The organism is Ascidiimonas meishanensis (genome assembly GCF_037782385.1).
GTDB classification, from domain to species: Bacteria; Bacteroidota; Bacteroidia; order Flavobacteriales; family Flavobacteriaceae; genus Ascidiimonas; species Ascidiimonas meishanensis.
Map to the genome: position 1 here is coordinate 152306 of NZ_JBBEXD010000001.1, position 16572 is coordinate 168877.

The following is a 16572-nucleotide window of genomic DNA, read 5'->3' on the forward strand; positions in this document are numbered from 1 at the left end:
TCATATAGTTAAACGCTACAGGCGATATTTGATTTTTAATCGTATTCGGCTGTAATGAACATCACAGCAATTAAGTAGGTTAAGTTGCTTAAAGGCGGTTACTAGGGGCATACGTAACCGCCTTTATTTTTTTATTCAAGTAGGGCTCCAGTTCTTGAGGAGTGCACATATTCTAAATAAATTACTCCGGTCTAGCTAGAGGAAAATCTATATATACATCCATTTTATTTTCATAGCGTTTTTCAGATAACTCAATTCCATAATCCATCAGATTAATGGAACCAACCCCCACAATACTGCCTTGTGTATAGCCTACATGGAATACCGTTTCTTTTGTAATGTCTTTAATGGTAAGTTCTCCGGTGATCAAATAACCATTACCAACATCTTTAATTTGTAAACTTTTAAATGAAATAACAGGGTGTTTTTTTTTGTGAAGGTATTTTCTAGATCCGAACTTAATGTCCCTAACCATATTCCCCGTGCTTAAAGTGCCTACCTCCAAAGTTGCTCTTATAATAGATTCAGAAAGATTTTTAGCGTCAAAAAGAACCTCCGTTTCTAAACCATTAATTGTTCCTGAAATACGCTCTGAAGCCAATTCTAGGCGAATAGACGCTTGATTATCTAATACTTCTATTTTGGGAGGAGATAGAAAGAAAATAACTAAAATTCCTAAGCCTGCAATAGCAAGCAATTTTTTTGCAAGTAGCATAGTTTTAAAATTTAGGGCACTTAAATATACTAAAAATCTGATTATCAGTCAATAATCTTCTATATTAAGTGTTTTCAACTAAGTTTTATCTGTTTTCCAAACCCTGAAAAAGCTAAACAACATAAGAAAAAGGCTAAAGATGCCTGATATATATCATTCTTTTCTAATGATTTCCACTTTATTTTTAAAATTATAAAATTGAATCTTATGAAAAGAATTGTCATTCCTACCGATTTTTCACCTAACGCATACAATGCCATCGCTTACGCATTACAATTATTTTCTGAAGAACATTGTTCATTTTATTTATTGCATGCGTATTCGCCCCCTATGCCAGAACCTAGCAATACAATGACATCTGCCATCACGGCGAAAAGACTCATGGAAATATCTCAAAAAAGTGCTGAACAAGGACTTGAAGAAGTTTTAGATCAAATTAAAAGTTCTTTTAATAATCCAAATCATTCATTTGAAATTATAGCTACATATGGCTTTATAAAGGATGTTATTGATGAAGTTGCAGAAAATAAAAAAGCCGATTTAATCGTTATGGGAACCAAAGGAGCTAGTGGACTTAAGGAAATAGTGCTAGGAAGCAATACAGCTAGGGTGATTGCTAACTCTTCTTATTCTTTGATAGTAGTTCCCGAAACTGCCATTTATGAACCATTTAAGGAAATTGCCTTTTTTACAGATTACGATTACTATTTTGAAAGATCTGAATTAAAGCCATTAGTAGATTTAGTACAACAAACAAAAGCAGAGCTTCATGTAGCGCATATATTAACAAAAGGAGACAAGCCTATCCCAGAAAAAGAATTGGTAAGAGAGCATTTAGATGATTTAATAAAAATAGTAAAACCGCAGTATCATTTACTTACTGATCATTCTGTAGAGAAAGCTATTCATATTTTCGCACAAAGCAGAAAAACGGCAATGCTTTGTATGCTCACCCAAAAACATTCTTTTTTAGACAGACTCTTCAATACCCATCCTACTAAGAATATCAGTTATCATACCAAGATACCTATGCTTGTTTTGAGAAAAAGTCTTTAACCAAATCGAAAAAAACAGTTTATCATTAATTTGGAATATAAAGAGCCCTAATCTTTTCGTCATTGAGTTCTGCTTCAGAAATAAGCATAGACTCTATCTTTTTTGAACTTTCTGCTACTATAAACCTTTCATCGGTAAAGCGATGGCAGCTCTTTTGTTGAGAATATGTATCTCTTGACTCTTGCGGTATAGCTGCATAAAATTGACCCGTAGCCTCTTTGTTCAACCACTGCCCGGACCTCTTCTTCTTTTATTAGAGGTATCACTCTGAGAATTGCTTCTGGCTTTTCTTATTCTTGAGCTCCTGCGTGGAGCATTTTCCGGAGGACTTTGCGCTTCATTAGAAGCAATCATTAAGCCTGGAAGCGGTATTGTTGCTTCGCTTGTGTTTTGAACAATCTCTGGTGCTTCTGCAATACCATATTCTTTTCTAACTTCTTCCATCTTAGTTAAATACTCTGTACGATTTTGATCTATTACGGACTCAATTTGATCATCAGGTACGGTTCTCATCGCAAGTCTCAAATTATCTTCTATTTTTTCAAAATCTACTAAATCTAAATCTACAGACAGATCTCTGTTATTAGGTTCTTCCATGAGTTGTGTTATCTCACGGATGTATTTTTTTCTGGCTTGCGCTTTGGTATCTAAAATGCCTTGTTTTTCTATGTATTTTTGAGTAACGGTGTAATACTTATCTGGATCTAATTGATACAGACCTTGATGATCTTTAATAGGATTGCTACTATCATCGGTTTTACAACAGAGTTTGGCAAACTTATCTCTAAATTCTTCCTTTATCTCCTTAAAACCAACCTCTATAAAACTAGTTTTAGCGGCTATCCGTGGTCTATCGCCTTGAATTTTTAAAGTGTTTTCTGCTCTTGTTTCTGCGTTTTCAAGGAACAATGCATTGGTAAGACCTTGAACAGCTTCAATATGTTCTTTTAAATCAGAAGGAACCATACGTTCCTTCTTTATCAAGGCCTCAAAAGCCTGTCTATGAAGTATGGTTTTTAAAGTTGTACTTATTTCTTTAGCTGATCCTAAGGCTAATTGAACACCCGTTTTTTCCATAAGATCCATTACTGGTGTGGGGCAATTACCTAGCGAAGATGCTAACTGGGTGAGCGCAGCATCTGAATCAGTAGTATCTGTGCCAAGAGATCTTTCAAGAAGGTGTGTTGTAGCCCCATGATAGAGTCTTGTAACATCTGCCCCCCCATGATCCACTTCTAATCGTGCAAGAAAGCTATCTACTACTTCACTACCTTTTAGGCTACTCGGTCTTAAATCATTTCCATCCATAAAACTAGTGTCTCTACGATTTAAACTTCCGATGCGCAAGTCTTTTTGAGCTATTTGTTCTTTTGATGCATTAGGGTATAAAATGTTTAGTTTTCCAATGCTGTCAGATTCTATATTTACGGTGATCTCCTGCTCTTCAGGGAAACCGTTGCTAAGAAATGTTAACGTTTCCTCAGAAAGAGGATTCCTCACAATTTCCAATCTTTCAAGATTTCCAAGCCCCGCAATTTCTGAAGGCAAGGTAGTTATAAGGTTGTTTTCTAGTCCTAACCCTTGAAGACTAGCGAGTTGCCCAAACTCCACAGGCAATACTGTTAGCTGGTTGTCGCGAAGCCCTAGTACTTGAAGGCTACTAAGTTGTCCTATTTCTGTGGGCAAGGTTGTTAAACGGTTTCCGCCAAGTCCTAGCAACGTTAGGTTATCTAGTGCTCCAATTTCTATAGGCAATGTTGTTATTTGATTGTTGTCAAGTCTTAATGTTTCAAGGGTACTCAGCTGTCCCATTTCTGGAGGCAATGCTGTTAACTCATTATTACTAAGTCTCAAGGTTGCAAGTTTACCTAGCTGTAAAATCTCTGGAGGAAATACTGTTATCTGATTATTTTCAAGCCCCAGCTCTACAAGTTCTCTAAGCTGTACAATCGCTGCGGGTAATCTAGCTAACTGATTATTATCAAGTCTTAATTTGGTAAGCTTAGTAAGCTGTCCTATCTCTGTTGGTAATTCTGCTATCTGATTATTTTTAAGCCCTAGCTCTACAAGTTCTCTAAGCTGTCCCATTTCGGAAGGTAACGAAATTAACTTATTGTTTTCAATCTCTAGTCCTGCCAGTTTACTGAGCTGTCCAATCGCTGCAGGCAAGGTAGTTAACCCGTTATTGGTAATCCTTAACATTGTAAGGTTATCAAGCTGTCCTATCTCTTCTGGCAATGCGGTGAATTGGTTGCTGGCAAGGCCTAGTTTTTTAAGCTCCTTAAGATTTTTAATCTCTACTGGTAATGTTGTTAATTGGTTATTATTAATTGCAAATGCTTTAAGCTTACTAAGCTGTCCAATTGCGGCGGGCAATACCGTTATTTGGTTATTACTAAGTGATAATACATTAAGGTTACTAAGCTGTCCCATTGCGGCGGGCAATACCGTTATTTGGTTATTATTAAGTGATAATACATTAAGGTTACCAAGCTGTCCTATCTCTTCAGGCAATGCTGTTAACCGATTGTTGTCAAGTTCTAGTGTTATAAGATTACTAAGTTGTCCTATCTCTGCTGGTAATTCCGTCAACTTGTTACTGTGAAGTATTAATCCCGTAAGGTTATTGAGTAGTCCAATCGTTTGAGGCAATGCTGTTAATTGGTTATTATTTAGTGATAATGCTTTAAGATTAATAAGCTGTCCAATCGCCTCGGGCAATTGGGTTAACTGATTTTCGTGAAGTGTTAACCCTGTAAGGCTTTGCAATCCACCAATCTCTACTGGTAATTCGGTGAGCTCGTTATTGTCAAGTTTTAGCATGGTAAGGCTACTTAGTGCTCCAATCTCCGCAGGTAATTCGGCTATCTGGTTGTTATTAAGCACTAGCATTGCAAGACTAGCGAGTTGTCCTATCTCTCTTGGCAAGGTGGTTAACTGGTTACCTTCAAGCCCAAGTGCCGTCAGATTACTTAACTGTCCTATCTGTACAGGTAATTCGGTAATCTGATTGTTGTTAAGTGCTAGGCTTTTTAGGCTATCGAGTTGTCCTATCTCTTCAGGCAATGCTGTTAACTGATTGTTTTGAAGTGCTAGGATGGAGAGGCTGCCTAGCTGTCCTATCTCTGCGGGCAATGTCGTTAACTGATTGTTTTCTACTCCTAATCTGGTAAGATTGCTTAACTGTCCAATCTCTGCAGGCAATGCTGTTAATTGGTTGTTTTGAAGTCCTAGTGTAGAAAGGCTACTGAGCTGCCCAATCTCTGTTGGCAAGGTTGTTAGTTGATTGTTATTGAGTAATAATCTACTAAGGTTGTTGAGCTGGCCTATCTCTGGGGGCAATGTTGTTAACTGATTACCTTCAAGCCCAAGTGCTGTCAGATTATTTAACTGTACTATCTCTGGGGGCAATGCCGTTAACTGGTTATTATCAAGTCTTAGCATTGTAAGATTGTTGAGTTGTCCTAACTCTGGGATGAGAGCTGTAAGATCCTCATTCGTAAGACCAAGCCCGGAAAAAACAAGTGGTTTTGGTTGAAGAGTTGAAGGAGGATTTTGTGATTTCCAAGCATTAATCTGTTCTCTTGCTTGTCTTAAAGCATCTGAAACTGGAATATCTGGCATAGGCTAATTTTTTTTATAAGGGTATGTCCTGTATAATAAAAGTATGTGTTCTTTTGAGTGCTTTGATAGTAAGACTTGCAATGCATAATACTGAATTTCATGCTTTATTAAAAACCTTCTTAGCGATGTATTGTTGTAGCACTGTTTTATTTTTCAATTATTTCTTCTACTTATTCTAGGAGTAGTACTTCTGTTTTCATTCGTATTTGCATTCCTATTTCTTCTATTGGTTGGTGTTCTAGTACGTTGTGCTTCATTACTAGGAATCACCATATCTCCAAGCGGTAGGCTTGGGCTCTGTGCTTGTTGACTACCTGCATCTTGAACAACTCCAGATGCTGGTGAGAGGTCGTATTCGTTCCTAACTCTTTCCATTTCAACCTTAAATTCTTCACGATTTTGATCAATAATCGTCTTAACCTGATCATCAGGAGCTGTTTTCATAGCCAGTCGCAAACTATCTTCTCTTTTTTCAAAGTCTATTAAATCATTGTCTATGGCAAGTTCTCTATTCTCAGGTTGTCTTATTAATTGGGTTAGCTCCTCTATGAAGTGTTTTCTAGCCTGCGCTTTAACATCTAAAATGCCTTGATTTTCTAAATACTTCTCCGTAATTGTAAAATATTTGTCGGGGTCTAATTGATACTGCCCCTGAGCATCTTCAATGGGGTTATTACTGTCATCGGTGATACAACAACTTTTAGCAAACTCTGCGCTCATTTTTTCCGTGATTTGCTCAAAGGCGAATTCTATATTTTCAGTCTTAGGAGTGATCCTTGGTCGATTTCCTTGAATTTTTAACGTATTTTCTGGTTTTGTTTCTGCATTTTCAAGGAACAACGTATTGGTAAGCCCTTGAACGAATTCAATACGTTCTTTTAAGGAAAATGGTACAATACGTTCCTTATTTATATGAGCTTCAAAAGCTTGTCTATGCAGTATGGTTCTTAAAGTTTCACTTATATTTTTGCTAGAATCGAGGGCTAATTGAACCCCTGTTTTTTCCATAAAGTCTATAACTGGTGTGGGACAATTACCCAACGAAGATGCCAGTTGGGTAAGTGCAGCTTCAGAATCAGCACTGTCTGTGCTAAGTGCTCTTTCAAGAAGATAGGTTGTAGCATCATGATAAAGTTTTGTGACGTCTGGCCCTTCATGATTTGCTTTTACGTGTGCAAGAAATATATCTACTACTTTATCTCCTTTTAGCATACTAGCCTTTCTATCATTACCATCCGTAAAACTGGTGCCTTCACGATTTAAGCTTCCTATACGCAAGTCTTTTTGAAGTATTTCTTCTCTTGATGCATTGGGATATAGAATATTTAATTTTTCGATACTATCAGATTCGGTACGCAACATTGTTGACCCTCCCGCCGGAAATGTATCTGTGAGTAATTTTAATGATTCCTCATTAAGAGGATTTCTTGCGGCATCTAATTCCGTAAGGTTTTGAAGCGCCAAAATATGCCGTGGTACTTCAGTTAAAAGGTTATTTCTAATTCCTAATTCCTGAAGCTCGCCAAGCATCGCTATATGCGAAGTTAATTTTGTTAATTGATTGTTATTTGCATCTAGTTTTAAAAGATTACTGAGCTTTCCCACCTGTTGGGGAAATTTAGCCAACTTGTTATCGCTAAGCAGCAACATTTCAAGCTTAGTAAGGTAACCAATAGTTGACGGTAATTCTAGCAATTGATTATTTGAAGCTGATAGTACCTGTAGTTCACTAAGCCGTCCGATTTCTGGAGGCAATCCTGCTAATTTATTATTATCAGCCTCCAACGTGTTGAGCTTACTGAGACCTCCAATCTCTCGAGGTAATATCACTAAATCATTATTATCAGCCTTCAGCACTCTGAGCTTACTGAGATTTCCAACCTCTGGAGGTAATTCAGTTAGCTGATTGTTGCTAATTAGTAGATTTTCAAGATTAGTCAGCTGTCCAATTGCTTTCGTTAGTGTATTTAGTTGATTGTTACTGGCATCTAAATCAACAAGGTTTTGGAGTTGTTCTATCTCTTGCGGTAATGCTGTCAACTCATTATCGTTAATTTTTAATAATACAAGCTCCGTAAGCCTTCCTATTTTGGAAGGTAATTCTGTTAATTTGTTATTATCTGCTGCTAATACCTGTAGGTTGCTTAACAATCCTATCTCATCGGGTAATTTTGTTAACTCGTTATGACTAATTATTAACATGTTAAGGTTGCTGAGCCCTGATAACTCTGGTATCAGGTCTTCAAGGTCTTTGTTAGTAAGCCCCATTCCCGAAAGATCTAATGCCGCTGGGGTCGTTGTTGTAGGTGGGTTTTGTGATTCCCAGGTATTTATTTTTTCCAATGCTTGCGTGACAGCTTCTGAAACTACTATGTCTTCTGGCATAATTCTAAAATTTTAAGCGTGTTATTCAAACCATTGGAAAAATACATATTTATTACAAAACTTAAACAAGCAATGTAATAGTTGGTAAATCAATAGTATATCTGGCGCACCTATATGCTAAAAACTAGCCTTAATAATGTTTCTTGTCTAAAATGAAACTAAATCAATTATTAAGCTTTCATGGGCTTCAACGTATTAAAAAAACATCTTTAATCTCTTATCAATAGTTGGTTTTAATAGGTTCAAAATTGTATCAATCAATACAGAAATTAATTTTTGATCTTAAAACTGGTTTAAGAAGTGGCTTAACTAGTAGCCAATGCAGTTATTAAAATTCTTTTGTATCTGGTGTTTCCATCAAATTTAGCACATCTTTAAATTCATAAACAAATAGGTATTAGGCATATAAAATCCTTTGATCGGGAGTTCTCTTCCGATAAACGATTATCTCCATGTACGATTGTAGTTTTTATGAATTTTAAATATTTTTATGTCGGAATAAAGTAAGAAAAAGCCCCAATTTTATCACAATCGTAATCATAGCTTAATATACTGTTATCCTTTGGTTTAAAACAGCATTTTAATTTCGTAACCATTATTTATTAACAGAAATAAATTGTATCAATCCAATTCATATCCCTTTTATGAATAGGTGTAGTTCGTTTGTTTCAATATACTAATTAGTAACCTCAATTAAATTCTAATTAAATGAAAGTAAAATTACTTTTTTTGTCAGTCTTAGGGCTGCTCTTGTTTTCGGTATTGCCGATAACAGCACAATCGGTTTTTATCAATGAAATTCATTATGATAATACTGGTACAGATGTAGACGAAGCTATCGAAGTAGCAGGCCCTGCAGGCACAGATTTAACAGGATATACCTTAGTGCTGTATAACGGATCTAATGGGTCTGTGTACAACACCATCACCCTATCTGGAGTATTAGCAGATGAACAAGGCGGTTATGGTACATCGGCAGTAGTGCTTCCTTCAAATGGTATCCAAAACGGATCGCCAGATGGAATTGCACTTGCAGATGCCTCAAACAACCTCATTCAGTTTTTAAGTTATGAAGGCACACTTACCGGAGTAGGTGGGGTAGCAGATGGTGTTCTTAGTACAGACATTGGAGTCGCCGAAACCGGAAATCCTATAGGTACTTCGCTTCAATTAGCTGGCGAAGGTACCGTATATGAAGATTTTACCTGGAAACCTCCCGTGGCGAGCAGCTATAACGCAGTTAATGTTAATCAGGTATTTGGCACCCCAGAACCAGTAATCAACGAATTTGTATTTAATCATACCGGATCTGATACGGATGAGTTTGTAGAAATAAAAGGTACACCCAATACAGATTTAAGCAGTTATACATTAATAGAAATTGAAGGAGATAGCAATGCTCCCGGAATTATTGATGAAGTAATTGCCCTAGGAACTACAGACAGTAATGGTTATTGGACCACCGGATTTGGATCTAATACCTTTGAAAATGGTACCGTTACCTTGCTACTGGTAAAGAATTTCACTGGAGCACTTGGTGATGACTTAGATACTGATGATGACGGAACGCCAGATGTAACTCCTTGGGAAGCTATTATAGATGGAATAGGAGTAAACGATGGCGGTACTGGAGATTTTAACTATAGCACACTTACGTTGGTACAAAGTTTTGACGGAAGTAGCTTTACGGTTGGAGGTGCCTCACGAATTCCTGACGGCACAAACACAGGGAATACAAGCGATTGGACGCGTAATGATTTTGACGGACAGGGGTTACCTAGTTTTCCAACGGCGGTTGCCGAAAATGGAGAAGCACTCAATACACCTGGTGCAGAAAATGCTTTGGCAAATGTAGTCGCTCCAATAGTCTTAGTAATCAATGAAGTGGATGCTGATACCGCAGGCACAGACACCCTTGAGTTTGTAGAGTTGTTTGACGGAGGGGTAGGAAATGCTTCTCTAGACGGGTATGTATTGGTTTTTTATAACGGGTCTAACAATCTAAGTTATGCTACTTATGATCTAAACGGATTTACTACCAATGCAAACGGTTATTTAGTACTAGGAAATGCAGATGTTGCCAATGTATCTATTGTTTTTGGAAGTAACGGACTCCAGAATGGAGCGGATGCGGTAGCACTTTATAAAGCGAATGCTAGTGATTTTCCAAATGGAACAGCAGTTACCTTAACCGGACTAGAAGATGCGGTAGTATACGACACCAATGATGGAGACGATGCAGATTTACTCATATTGTTAAATGCAGGTGAGCCTCAGGTAAATGAAGATGCTATTTCAGGAAAAGACATCCAGTCTATTCAACGTTTTCCAAATGGAAGCGGTGGATTGCGAAATACAAGCACCTATGTAAATGCAATTCCAACACCTGGACGTGCAAATACCAATGCAACCGAAGAAGTTAATCTGATTATTAACGAATTAGATGCAGATACCGCAGGTTCAGACGTGGAGGAGTTTGTAGAATTATACGATGGCGGAAGCGGTAATACTTCACTATCAGGCTATATTTTGGTATTGTATAATGGAAACGGAGACACCTCTTATAATACGATAGATTTAAGTGGATTCACTACCAATGCTGAAGGGTATTTTGTGGTGGGAAATGCCGGCGTAGCAAACGTAGGCTTAGTAGTACCCGGAAACACTTTTCAAAATGGAGCAGATGCAGTAGCCTTGTATCAGGCAGATGCCGCAAGCTTCCCTAACGGAACAGCTGTGACCACAGAAAACCTGATTGATGCGATTGTATACGATACTAATGATGCAGATGATATAGCGCTTTTAACTTTATTGAATGCGGGAGAAGCACAAGTAAATGAAGGTGGCGGTGGTGATAAAGATGGACAATCTTCGCAACGTATTCCAAACGGAGAAGGGGGACCACGTAATACAACTACGTATACACAAGCCACACCTACACCAGGAACAGAGAATGGAGGTACTGTAACACCAGGAGATCCGGTTACTATTGCCGAAGCTAGAAATGCGGTTTTAGGCACCACAGTTACTATTTCTGGAGTACTTACCGTAAGTGATCAATTTGCAGGTTCTGCATACATTCAAGATTCTACAGGGGGTATCGCCATTTTTGATGCAACGGTGCATGGAGAAGGTATTTTTGCTATAGGAGATTCCATCACGCTAACAGGTGTTAGAAGTGCCTTTAATGATCAAATACAAATAAGTCCTGTAAATGCGGTAGTGGCAAACGGATTACCAAATGAACCCATCCAACCCAGAACTATTACGCTTGCAGAGTTGGCAAATTACCCAGGGGAGCTTGTAAGAGTTATAAATCCGGTATTTCCAGATCCAGCCGAACTTTTATTTGGAAATTCAAATGTGATTGTATCTGATGCTAGCGGAAATGGAGAAATTAGAATTGATAATGATGTTGCTGCATTGGTAGGCTTGGCGCAACCAGAAAGCTGTGCAGAAGCAATAGGCGTAGTAGGTAGGTTTAGAGAATCCTATCAATTACTACCAAGACAATTTTCAGATCTTTCTTGTGCAGTTCCATATGAGAATCCAGCAAATAATTCGCCAGTATCTAAAGACGATAGTTTTGATGTAGTTTCATGGAATATTGAGTGGTTTGGAGATGAGAATAATTCGCCAGCTGCCGGGAATCCATTATCAGACCCTATTCAAAGAGACAGCGTTAGAAGTGTGATATTAGCATTAGATGCTGATGTAATTACGGTACAAGAAATAGCAGATGATGCTTTATTTGCAGAATTGGTAGCAGGGCTTCCGGGATATGACTTTATTTTATCTGATGCCTTCTCCAATCCGCAAGGAACGCCACCTTTCCAGAAGTTAGGCTTTATTTATAAAACCAGTACAGTAACTCCTAAAGAAACACGTGCTTTATTGAAGACTATTCATCCACTCTACAATGGGGGAGACGATACTGCTTTGGTAAACTACCCGAGTACTACAGATCGTTTTTATGCAAGCGGGAGGCTTCCGTTCTTGATGACGGCAGATGTAACTATTAATAATGTAACCGAGGAGATAAGCCTTATATCACTTCATGCAAGGGCAAATAGTGGCAACGCATCGCAAAACCGATATGACATGCGTAAGTATGATGTTGAGGTATTAAAAGATTCATTAGATGTACAATTTGCAGATAAGAAGTTTATCCTCTTAGGAGATTACAATGATGATGTAGATGAGACTGTAGCCGATATTTCATCAACTATATCCAGTTTTGAAGCTTATGTGAACGATACTGAACGGTATCAAATAGTTACAGATACCTTAAGCGAGCAAGGTTTCCGTTCCTTTGTATTCCGTGAGAATATGATTGATCATATTGCTGTATCTAATGAATTATTTGATGCATATTTAGATGGATCGGCTACTGTTCATTATGAATTCTATGACAATGATTATACAAACACCGCATCCGATCACTTTCCGGTATCTGCGCGTTTAATTTTAATAGAACCTCTAGAATTAACGGTTTCTGCTACAGAAATTCTGTGTGCAGATGAAACTGCAACAGCCACAGTAACTGTAAATGGAGGGGCTGCACCTTACACCTATTTATGGAGTGACGGACAAACCACTGCGGAAGCTATAGAGCTAGGAGCAGGGGAGTACACTGTTACAGTAACAGATCAAAATGGAGATTCTTTAGATGCGGTAATTACTATTAGCGCACCAGAAGCACTTTCTATAGAAGTATCGGAAGATGCCTTGGTGTATGTAGGGTATGAAGCTGCTGAATCTTGTGCAGATCTTTCGGTATTAGGCGTTACAGGTGGTACCGGAGGCTACACCTATGAGTGGAGTACAGGAGCAACCGGAGCAACTCTTAATGTATGCCCAGAAGAAACCACTACGTATACGGTAACCGTAACAGACACAAACGGTTGTACTATCACAGCCGAAGTAACGGTAGAGGTAGTAGATCTTGCTTGTGGAAACAATCCCAGAAACCCAAGAGTTCAATTGTGTTACAGAGGTAGAGAGTATTGCTTACCGCCATCTGCTGTACCTACATTCTTAAGAAGAGGTGCAGTACTAGGTAGTTGTGATCAAGGTGTAAACAACCCAATGGTAGTAACTGGTATGAGAATAGCACCCAATCCAGTAGCAAATTATACTACGATATACCTAAACAGTGCGGTGGGTACTTCTGTTGCCATTAATGTATATGATTATACGGGGCAGCTTGTATTACAGACTTCTCACGCAATAGCAGCCGGAAGTTCTTTAGTTGATTTAGACTTAACCGGACTACGTAGAGGGTTCTACTATGTAAAACCTACAGTAAACGGAGTGGTACAAAAAGTAAAAGTGCTAATTAAGCGATAAATTATTCACACAAAAACACTAGTAAAGCCCGGCATGTCCGGGTTTTTTTTTAGACACAATTCAAATTATGCACCCTTAACTACCTTTTTTTTGATTTTTTTGGAGGCGGCTTTAAATCAGGTTTTCCGTCCCGTACCTGGCCTTTATTTTCGTCTTGTTTCCTCTTGTGTACGGACTCCTTTTTGGTATGGTCACTGCTGGCCTGTGCGCGAGCTGTATGCGGAGTAAGTCTTGTTAAAGCAGAAAGGTCTGGTCTTGATTCCTGAGGCACACTGGATATTTTAACATTTTGATACAATGAGGGCTTTCGTTGCATTAAGTCTGATTCCAGTTTCAACACCTTTTTCTTTAGTGGTTCCGTGCAGGCTTTGAGAATCCGTTCTTTGACCTGATCCTCTTTTCTCATCCTACAGGCTGCCAACCCCATAGCGATACTTTGCTCCTTCAATGCTCCTTGACATGCCTGGAGTACCTTCTCTATTCCCTGAGTTCCTAAGTGATCAGTTCGTTTAGCAAAATTGTACAGCACCGTGCCAGCAACCTTTGCATTTAGTGATGGGTCTGGACAGGATTTAAATAGCCGCTCCATGGCTTGGACATCTCCCTTATTTGCAAGGCTGTACAATACTTGAGAGATAACTCCCGTTCTATTTGTTTCCGGGCATATCTGCATTGCGTGTTTCAAGGATTCCAGATGCTCGAGTTTTGAACATTTAAAAAGTGTATTGACAATGACCTGATGCCTTGTCGGCTCCGGACAGATGTTAAACAGTCGCTCCATGGCCTGGACATTCCCCTTATTTGCAAAGCTGTACAATACATGAGAAACAACTCCCGTTCTATTTGTTTCCGGGCATACCTGCATTGCGTGTTTTAAGGGATCTAGGTTCTCGAGTTTTGAACATTTTAAAAGAGTATCGGCCATGACCTGATTCCTTATCGGCTCCGGACAGATGTTAAACAGCCGCTCCATGGCCTGGACATTCCCCTTATTTGCAAAGCTGTACAATACATGAGAAACAACTACCGTTCTATTTGTTTCCGGGCATACCTGCATTGCGTGTTTCAAGGGATCTAGGTTCTCGAGTTTTGAACATTTTAAAAGAGTATCGGCCATGACCTGATTTCTTATCGGCTCCGGACAGATGTTAAACAGCCGCTCCATGGCCTGGACATTACCCTTATTTGCAAAGCTGTACAATACATGAGAAATAACTCCCGTTCTATTTGTTTCCGGGCATACCTGCATTGCGTGTTTCAAGGGATCTAGGTTCTCGAGTTTTGAACATTTTAAAAGAGTATCGGCCATGACCTGATTTCTTATCGGCTCCGGACAGATGTTAAACAGCCGCTCCATGGCCTGGACATTACCCTTATTTGCAAAGCTGTACAATACATGAGAAATAACTCCCGTTCTATTTGTTTCCGGGCATACCTGCATTGCGTGTTTCAAGGGATCTAGGTTCTCGAGTTTTGAACATTTCAAAAGAGTATCGGCCATGACCAGATTTCTTATCGGCTCCGGACAGATGTTAAACAGCCGCTCCATGGCCTGGACATCTCCCTTATTCGCAAAGTTATACAATACATGAGAAATAACTCCCGTTCTATTTGTCTCCGGGCATACCTGCATTGCGTGTTTCAAGGGTTCCAGGTTCTCGAGTTTTGAACATTTCAAAAGAGTATCGGCCATGACCCGATTCCTTATCGGCTCCGGACAGATGTTAAACAGCCGCTTCATGGCCTGGACATCTCCCTTATTCGCAAAGTTGTACAATACATGAGAAACAACTCCCGTTCTATTTGTTTCCGGGCATATCTGCATTGCGTGTTTCAAGGGTTCCAGATGCTCCAGTTCAGAACATTTCAAAAGAGTATCGGCCATGACCTGATTCCTTATCGGCTCCGGACAGATGTTAAACAGCCGCTCCATGGCCTGAACATTCCCCTTATTGGCAAAGTTGTACAATGCATGAGAAACAACTCCTGTTCTATTTGTTTTAGGGCATGCATCCATTATCGTTTTGAAGGAGGCACTATCATCATTTTTATTTTCGTAGGACAATAAAAGCCAAATAATAGACCGTTCACCTATCGGGATACATTCCAACCGTTTTTCAAGTGATACCTCCAACTTGGAGAGTGCTTTTAGCGACACCTGTTCAAAACCAGTCATCTCACATATTGAACCGGCGACAATTTCCTTGGCCTTTTTTATTATAGTGTCGGATTTTTCGAATCTTGAATCTTTCCCGTCCTCTTCGAAAACAAAGACGTCGTTCATGAACCCTTCCTTATTGTCTAGCCCCCTCCATGGGGTCAAAATATCCCTTTCAATGTGGTATACTGCCCTGTTCTGTTCAGATAAATCTTCCAATTGGTCAAAACCCCTCATTATATCCTCGATGCTATTATCCAAATTAGTGACCAGCCATCTTGGAAAATCGAAACATCTTTCTATTACCATGGAAAGACAATCGTTGTCTAGACCAATTATCCCGCTGCCAAAACTCTTATCATGAGCCTCGATAAGATCTGGCGATACACCAAAAATTCTATCTGCAAAAAAGGGGAAGTGGAGTTGATTTCCTTGCTGTATCCTTTCTGAAATGGAAGGGGTTCCTTCCTCGGGAGCCTCCTTCATAATTTCCTGTACATAAAGGTTCCAATAGGCAACAAGGGTCTCCTTTGGTTCGGTCGCTAGCAAATTCTTTGCAGACTTTATGCGATACGATTGTTCGGCCGGGCATAAACCATAAAAGCTCTTATTCATCGGGAACATTTCTTTTAGGGCCTGCTTTGCCTTTTGGGTACCTTCTGCAGTGTTCCTTATAGCGAAGATCTTTTCAAGAACACCCGACAAATTCCGCATAAGCCGTATGTGTGCCCCTGGATCTTTCCAATACAGCTTATTAAAGGTGAAATCACGTATCAATAACCCTTCCATGTCCGATGGTTCCATAGAAATAGGGCTTAGCGATTCAGGGGTAGCCAAGACACGCATCAGGTCTTGGTATTCTCCATTTTCCAATGACTTCTCCTCTTCGGTAAAAATTTCGCTGGCAGCAATGGCCTTTACGAGATTGTTAAGAGTTTCCCCGATAGCATTTATCATTGCCCTTCTATATTCGATATTAGGCACTCCGGTGGCATCATCTTGAATAGATGGTGGCCATTCACGGTCTTCGTTCCAAGATGAGGATTCCGTTAAGAATTGGTTCACATCAGGAACCACGTCACTTGGCGTACGACTTATGGAAGTATGGATGTAGTTGTCGGAAAAAATTTTCAAGAGGGCTTCATGTAAACTATCCCCATGTAATGTTTCCTTTGGCATATTTCAGTTTTTAACCTTATGTATGATTAAATAGTCTGAACCCCCAAAATGCTAGATAATACTTAGTCAACCCTTAAAAAATTGATGAAAGTCTATCTTTTACCTG

At 39.1% G+C, this 16572-nt stretch carries 7 protein-coding genes; 2 read left to right on the forward strand and 5 right to left on the reverse strand.

Features of this window, described 5'->3' with window-relative positions; translation table 11 throughout:
* Nucleotides 1-181 precede the first annotated feature (181 nt).
* A complete protein-coding gene (locus WBG07_RS00665) occupies nucleotides 182-715 on the reverse strand; it encodes a YceI family protein (RefSeq protein ID WP_340198547.1) in 534 nt (177 codons plus the stop codon).
* Nucleotides 716-922: 207 nt separating this feature from the next.
* On the opposite strand from WBG07_RS00665, the gene WBG07_RS00670 reads away from it, so the two are divergent.
* The gene (locus WBG07_RS00670) at nucleotides 923-1771 is read left to right on the forward strand and encodes a universal stress protein (RefSeq protein ID WP_340198548.1); all 849 of its coding nucleotides are present in this window, start codon (nucleotides 923-925) and stop codon (nucleotides 1769-1771) included.
* A gap of 25 nt (nucleotides 1772-1796) precedes the next feature.
* Here the strand turns inward: WBG07_RS00670 and WBG07_RS00675 are convergent, their stop codons facing one another.
* The 3 genes from WBG07_RS00675 to WBG07_RS00685 form a co-directional block, all read right to left on the reverse strand.
* Nucleotides 1797-1997 (reverse strand): hypothetical protein, encoded by a 201-nt coding sequence (locus WBG07_RS00675; RefSeq protein ID WP_340198549.1) that lies wholly within the window; start codon nucleotides 1995-1997, stop codon nucleotides 1797-1799.
* Nucleotides 1994-5395, reverse strand: a complete 3402-nt coding sequence (locus tag WBG07_RS00680; RefSeq protein ID WP_340198550.1) for a leucine-rich repeat domain-containing protein — start codon at nucleotides 5393-5395, stop codon at nucleotides 1994-1996. Before WBG07_RS00680 ends, WBG07_RS00675 begins: the two co-directional genes overlap by 4 nt.
* 153 nt (nucleotides 5396-5548) lie before the next feature.
* On the reverse strand, nucleotides 5549-7780 hold the full coding sequence (locus WBG07_RS00685) for a leucine-rich repeat domain-containing protein (protein WP_340198551.1): 2232 nt from the start codon (nucleotides 7778-7780) through the stop codon (nucleotides 5549-5551).
* Between the two features lie 708 nt (nucleotides 7781-8488).
* On the opposite strand from WBG07_RS00685, the gene WBG07_RS00690 reads away from it, so the two are divergent.
* Nucleotides 8489-13129, forward strand: coding sequence for a lamin tail domain-containing protein (locus WBG07_RS00690; RefSeq protein WP_340198552.1), 4641 nt, complete (start codon nucleotides 8489-8491; stop codon nucleotides 13127-13129).
* Between the two features lie 79 nt (nucleotides 13130-13208).
* On the opposite strand, the gene WBG07_RS00695 is transcribed toward WBG07_RS00690, so the two are convergent.
* Nucleotides 13209-16466, reverse strand: coding sequence for a hypothetical protein (locus WBG07_RS00695; protein ID WP_340198553.1), 3258 nt, complete (start codon nucleotides 16464-16466; stop codon nucleotides 13209-13211).
* Between the last annotated feature and the right edge of the window lie 106 nt (nucleotides 16467-16572).

Bases quoted from the DNA above. Each gene is read 5' to 3' on its own strand.
- WBG07_RS00665 (WP_340198547.1), bottom strand. From the start codon at position 715: ATGCTACTTGCAAAAAAATTGCTTGCTATTGCAGGCTTAGGAATTTTA.
- WBG07_RS00690 (WP_340198552.1), top strand. From the start codon at position 8,489: ATGAAAGTAAAATTACTTTTTTTGTCAGTCTTAGGGCTGCTCTTGTTT.
- WBG07_RS00670 (WP_340198548.1), top strand. From the start codon at position 923: ATGAAAAGAATTGTCATTCCTACCGATTTTTCACCTAACGCATACAAT.
- WBG07_RS00685 (WP_340198551.1), bottom strand. From the start codon at position 7,780: ATGCCAGAAGACATAGTAGTTTCAGAAGCTGTCACGCAAGCATTGGAA.
- WBG07_RS00695 (WP_340198553.1), bottom strand. From the start codon at position 16,466: ATGCCAAAGGAAACATTACATGGGGATAGTTTACATGAAGCCCTCTTG.
- WBG07_RS00680 (WP_340198550.1), bottom strand. From the start codon at position 5,395: ATGCCAGATATTCCAGTTTCAGATGCTTTAAGACAAGCAAGAGAACAG.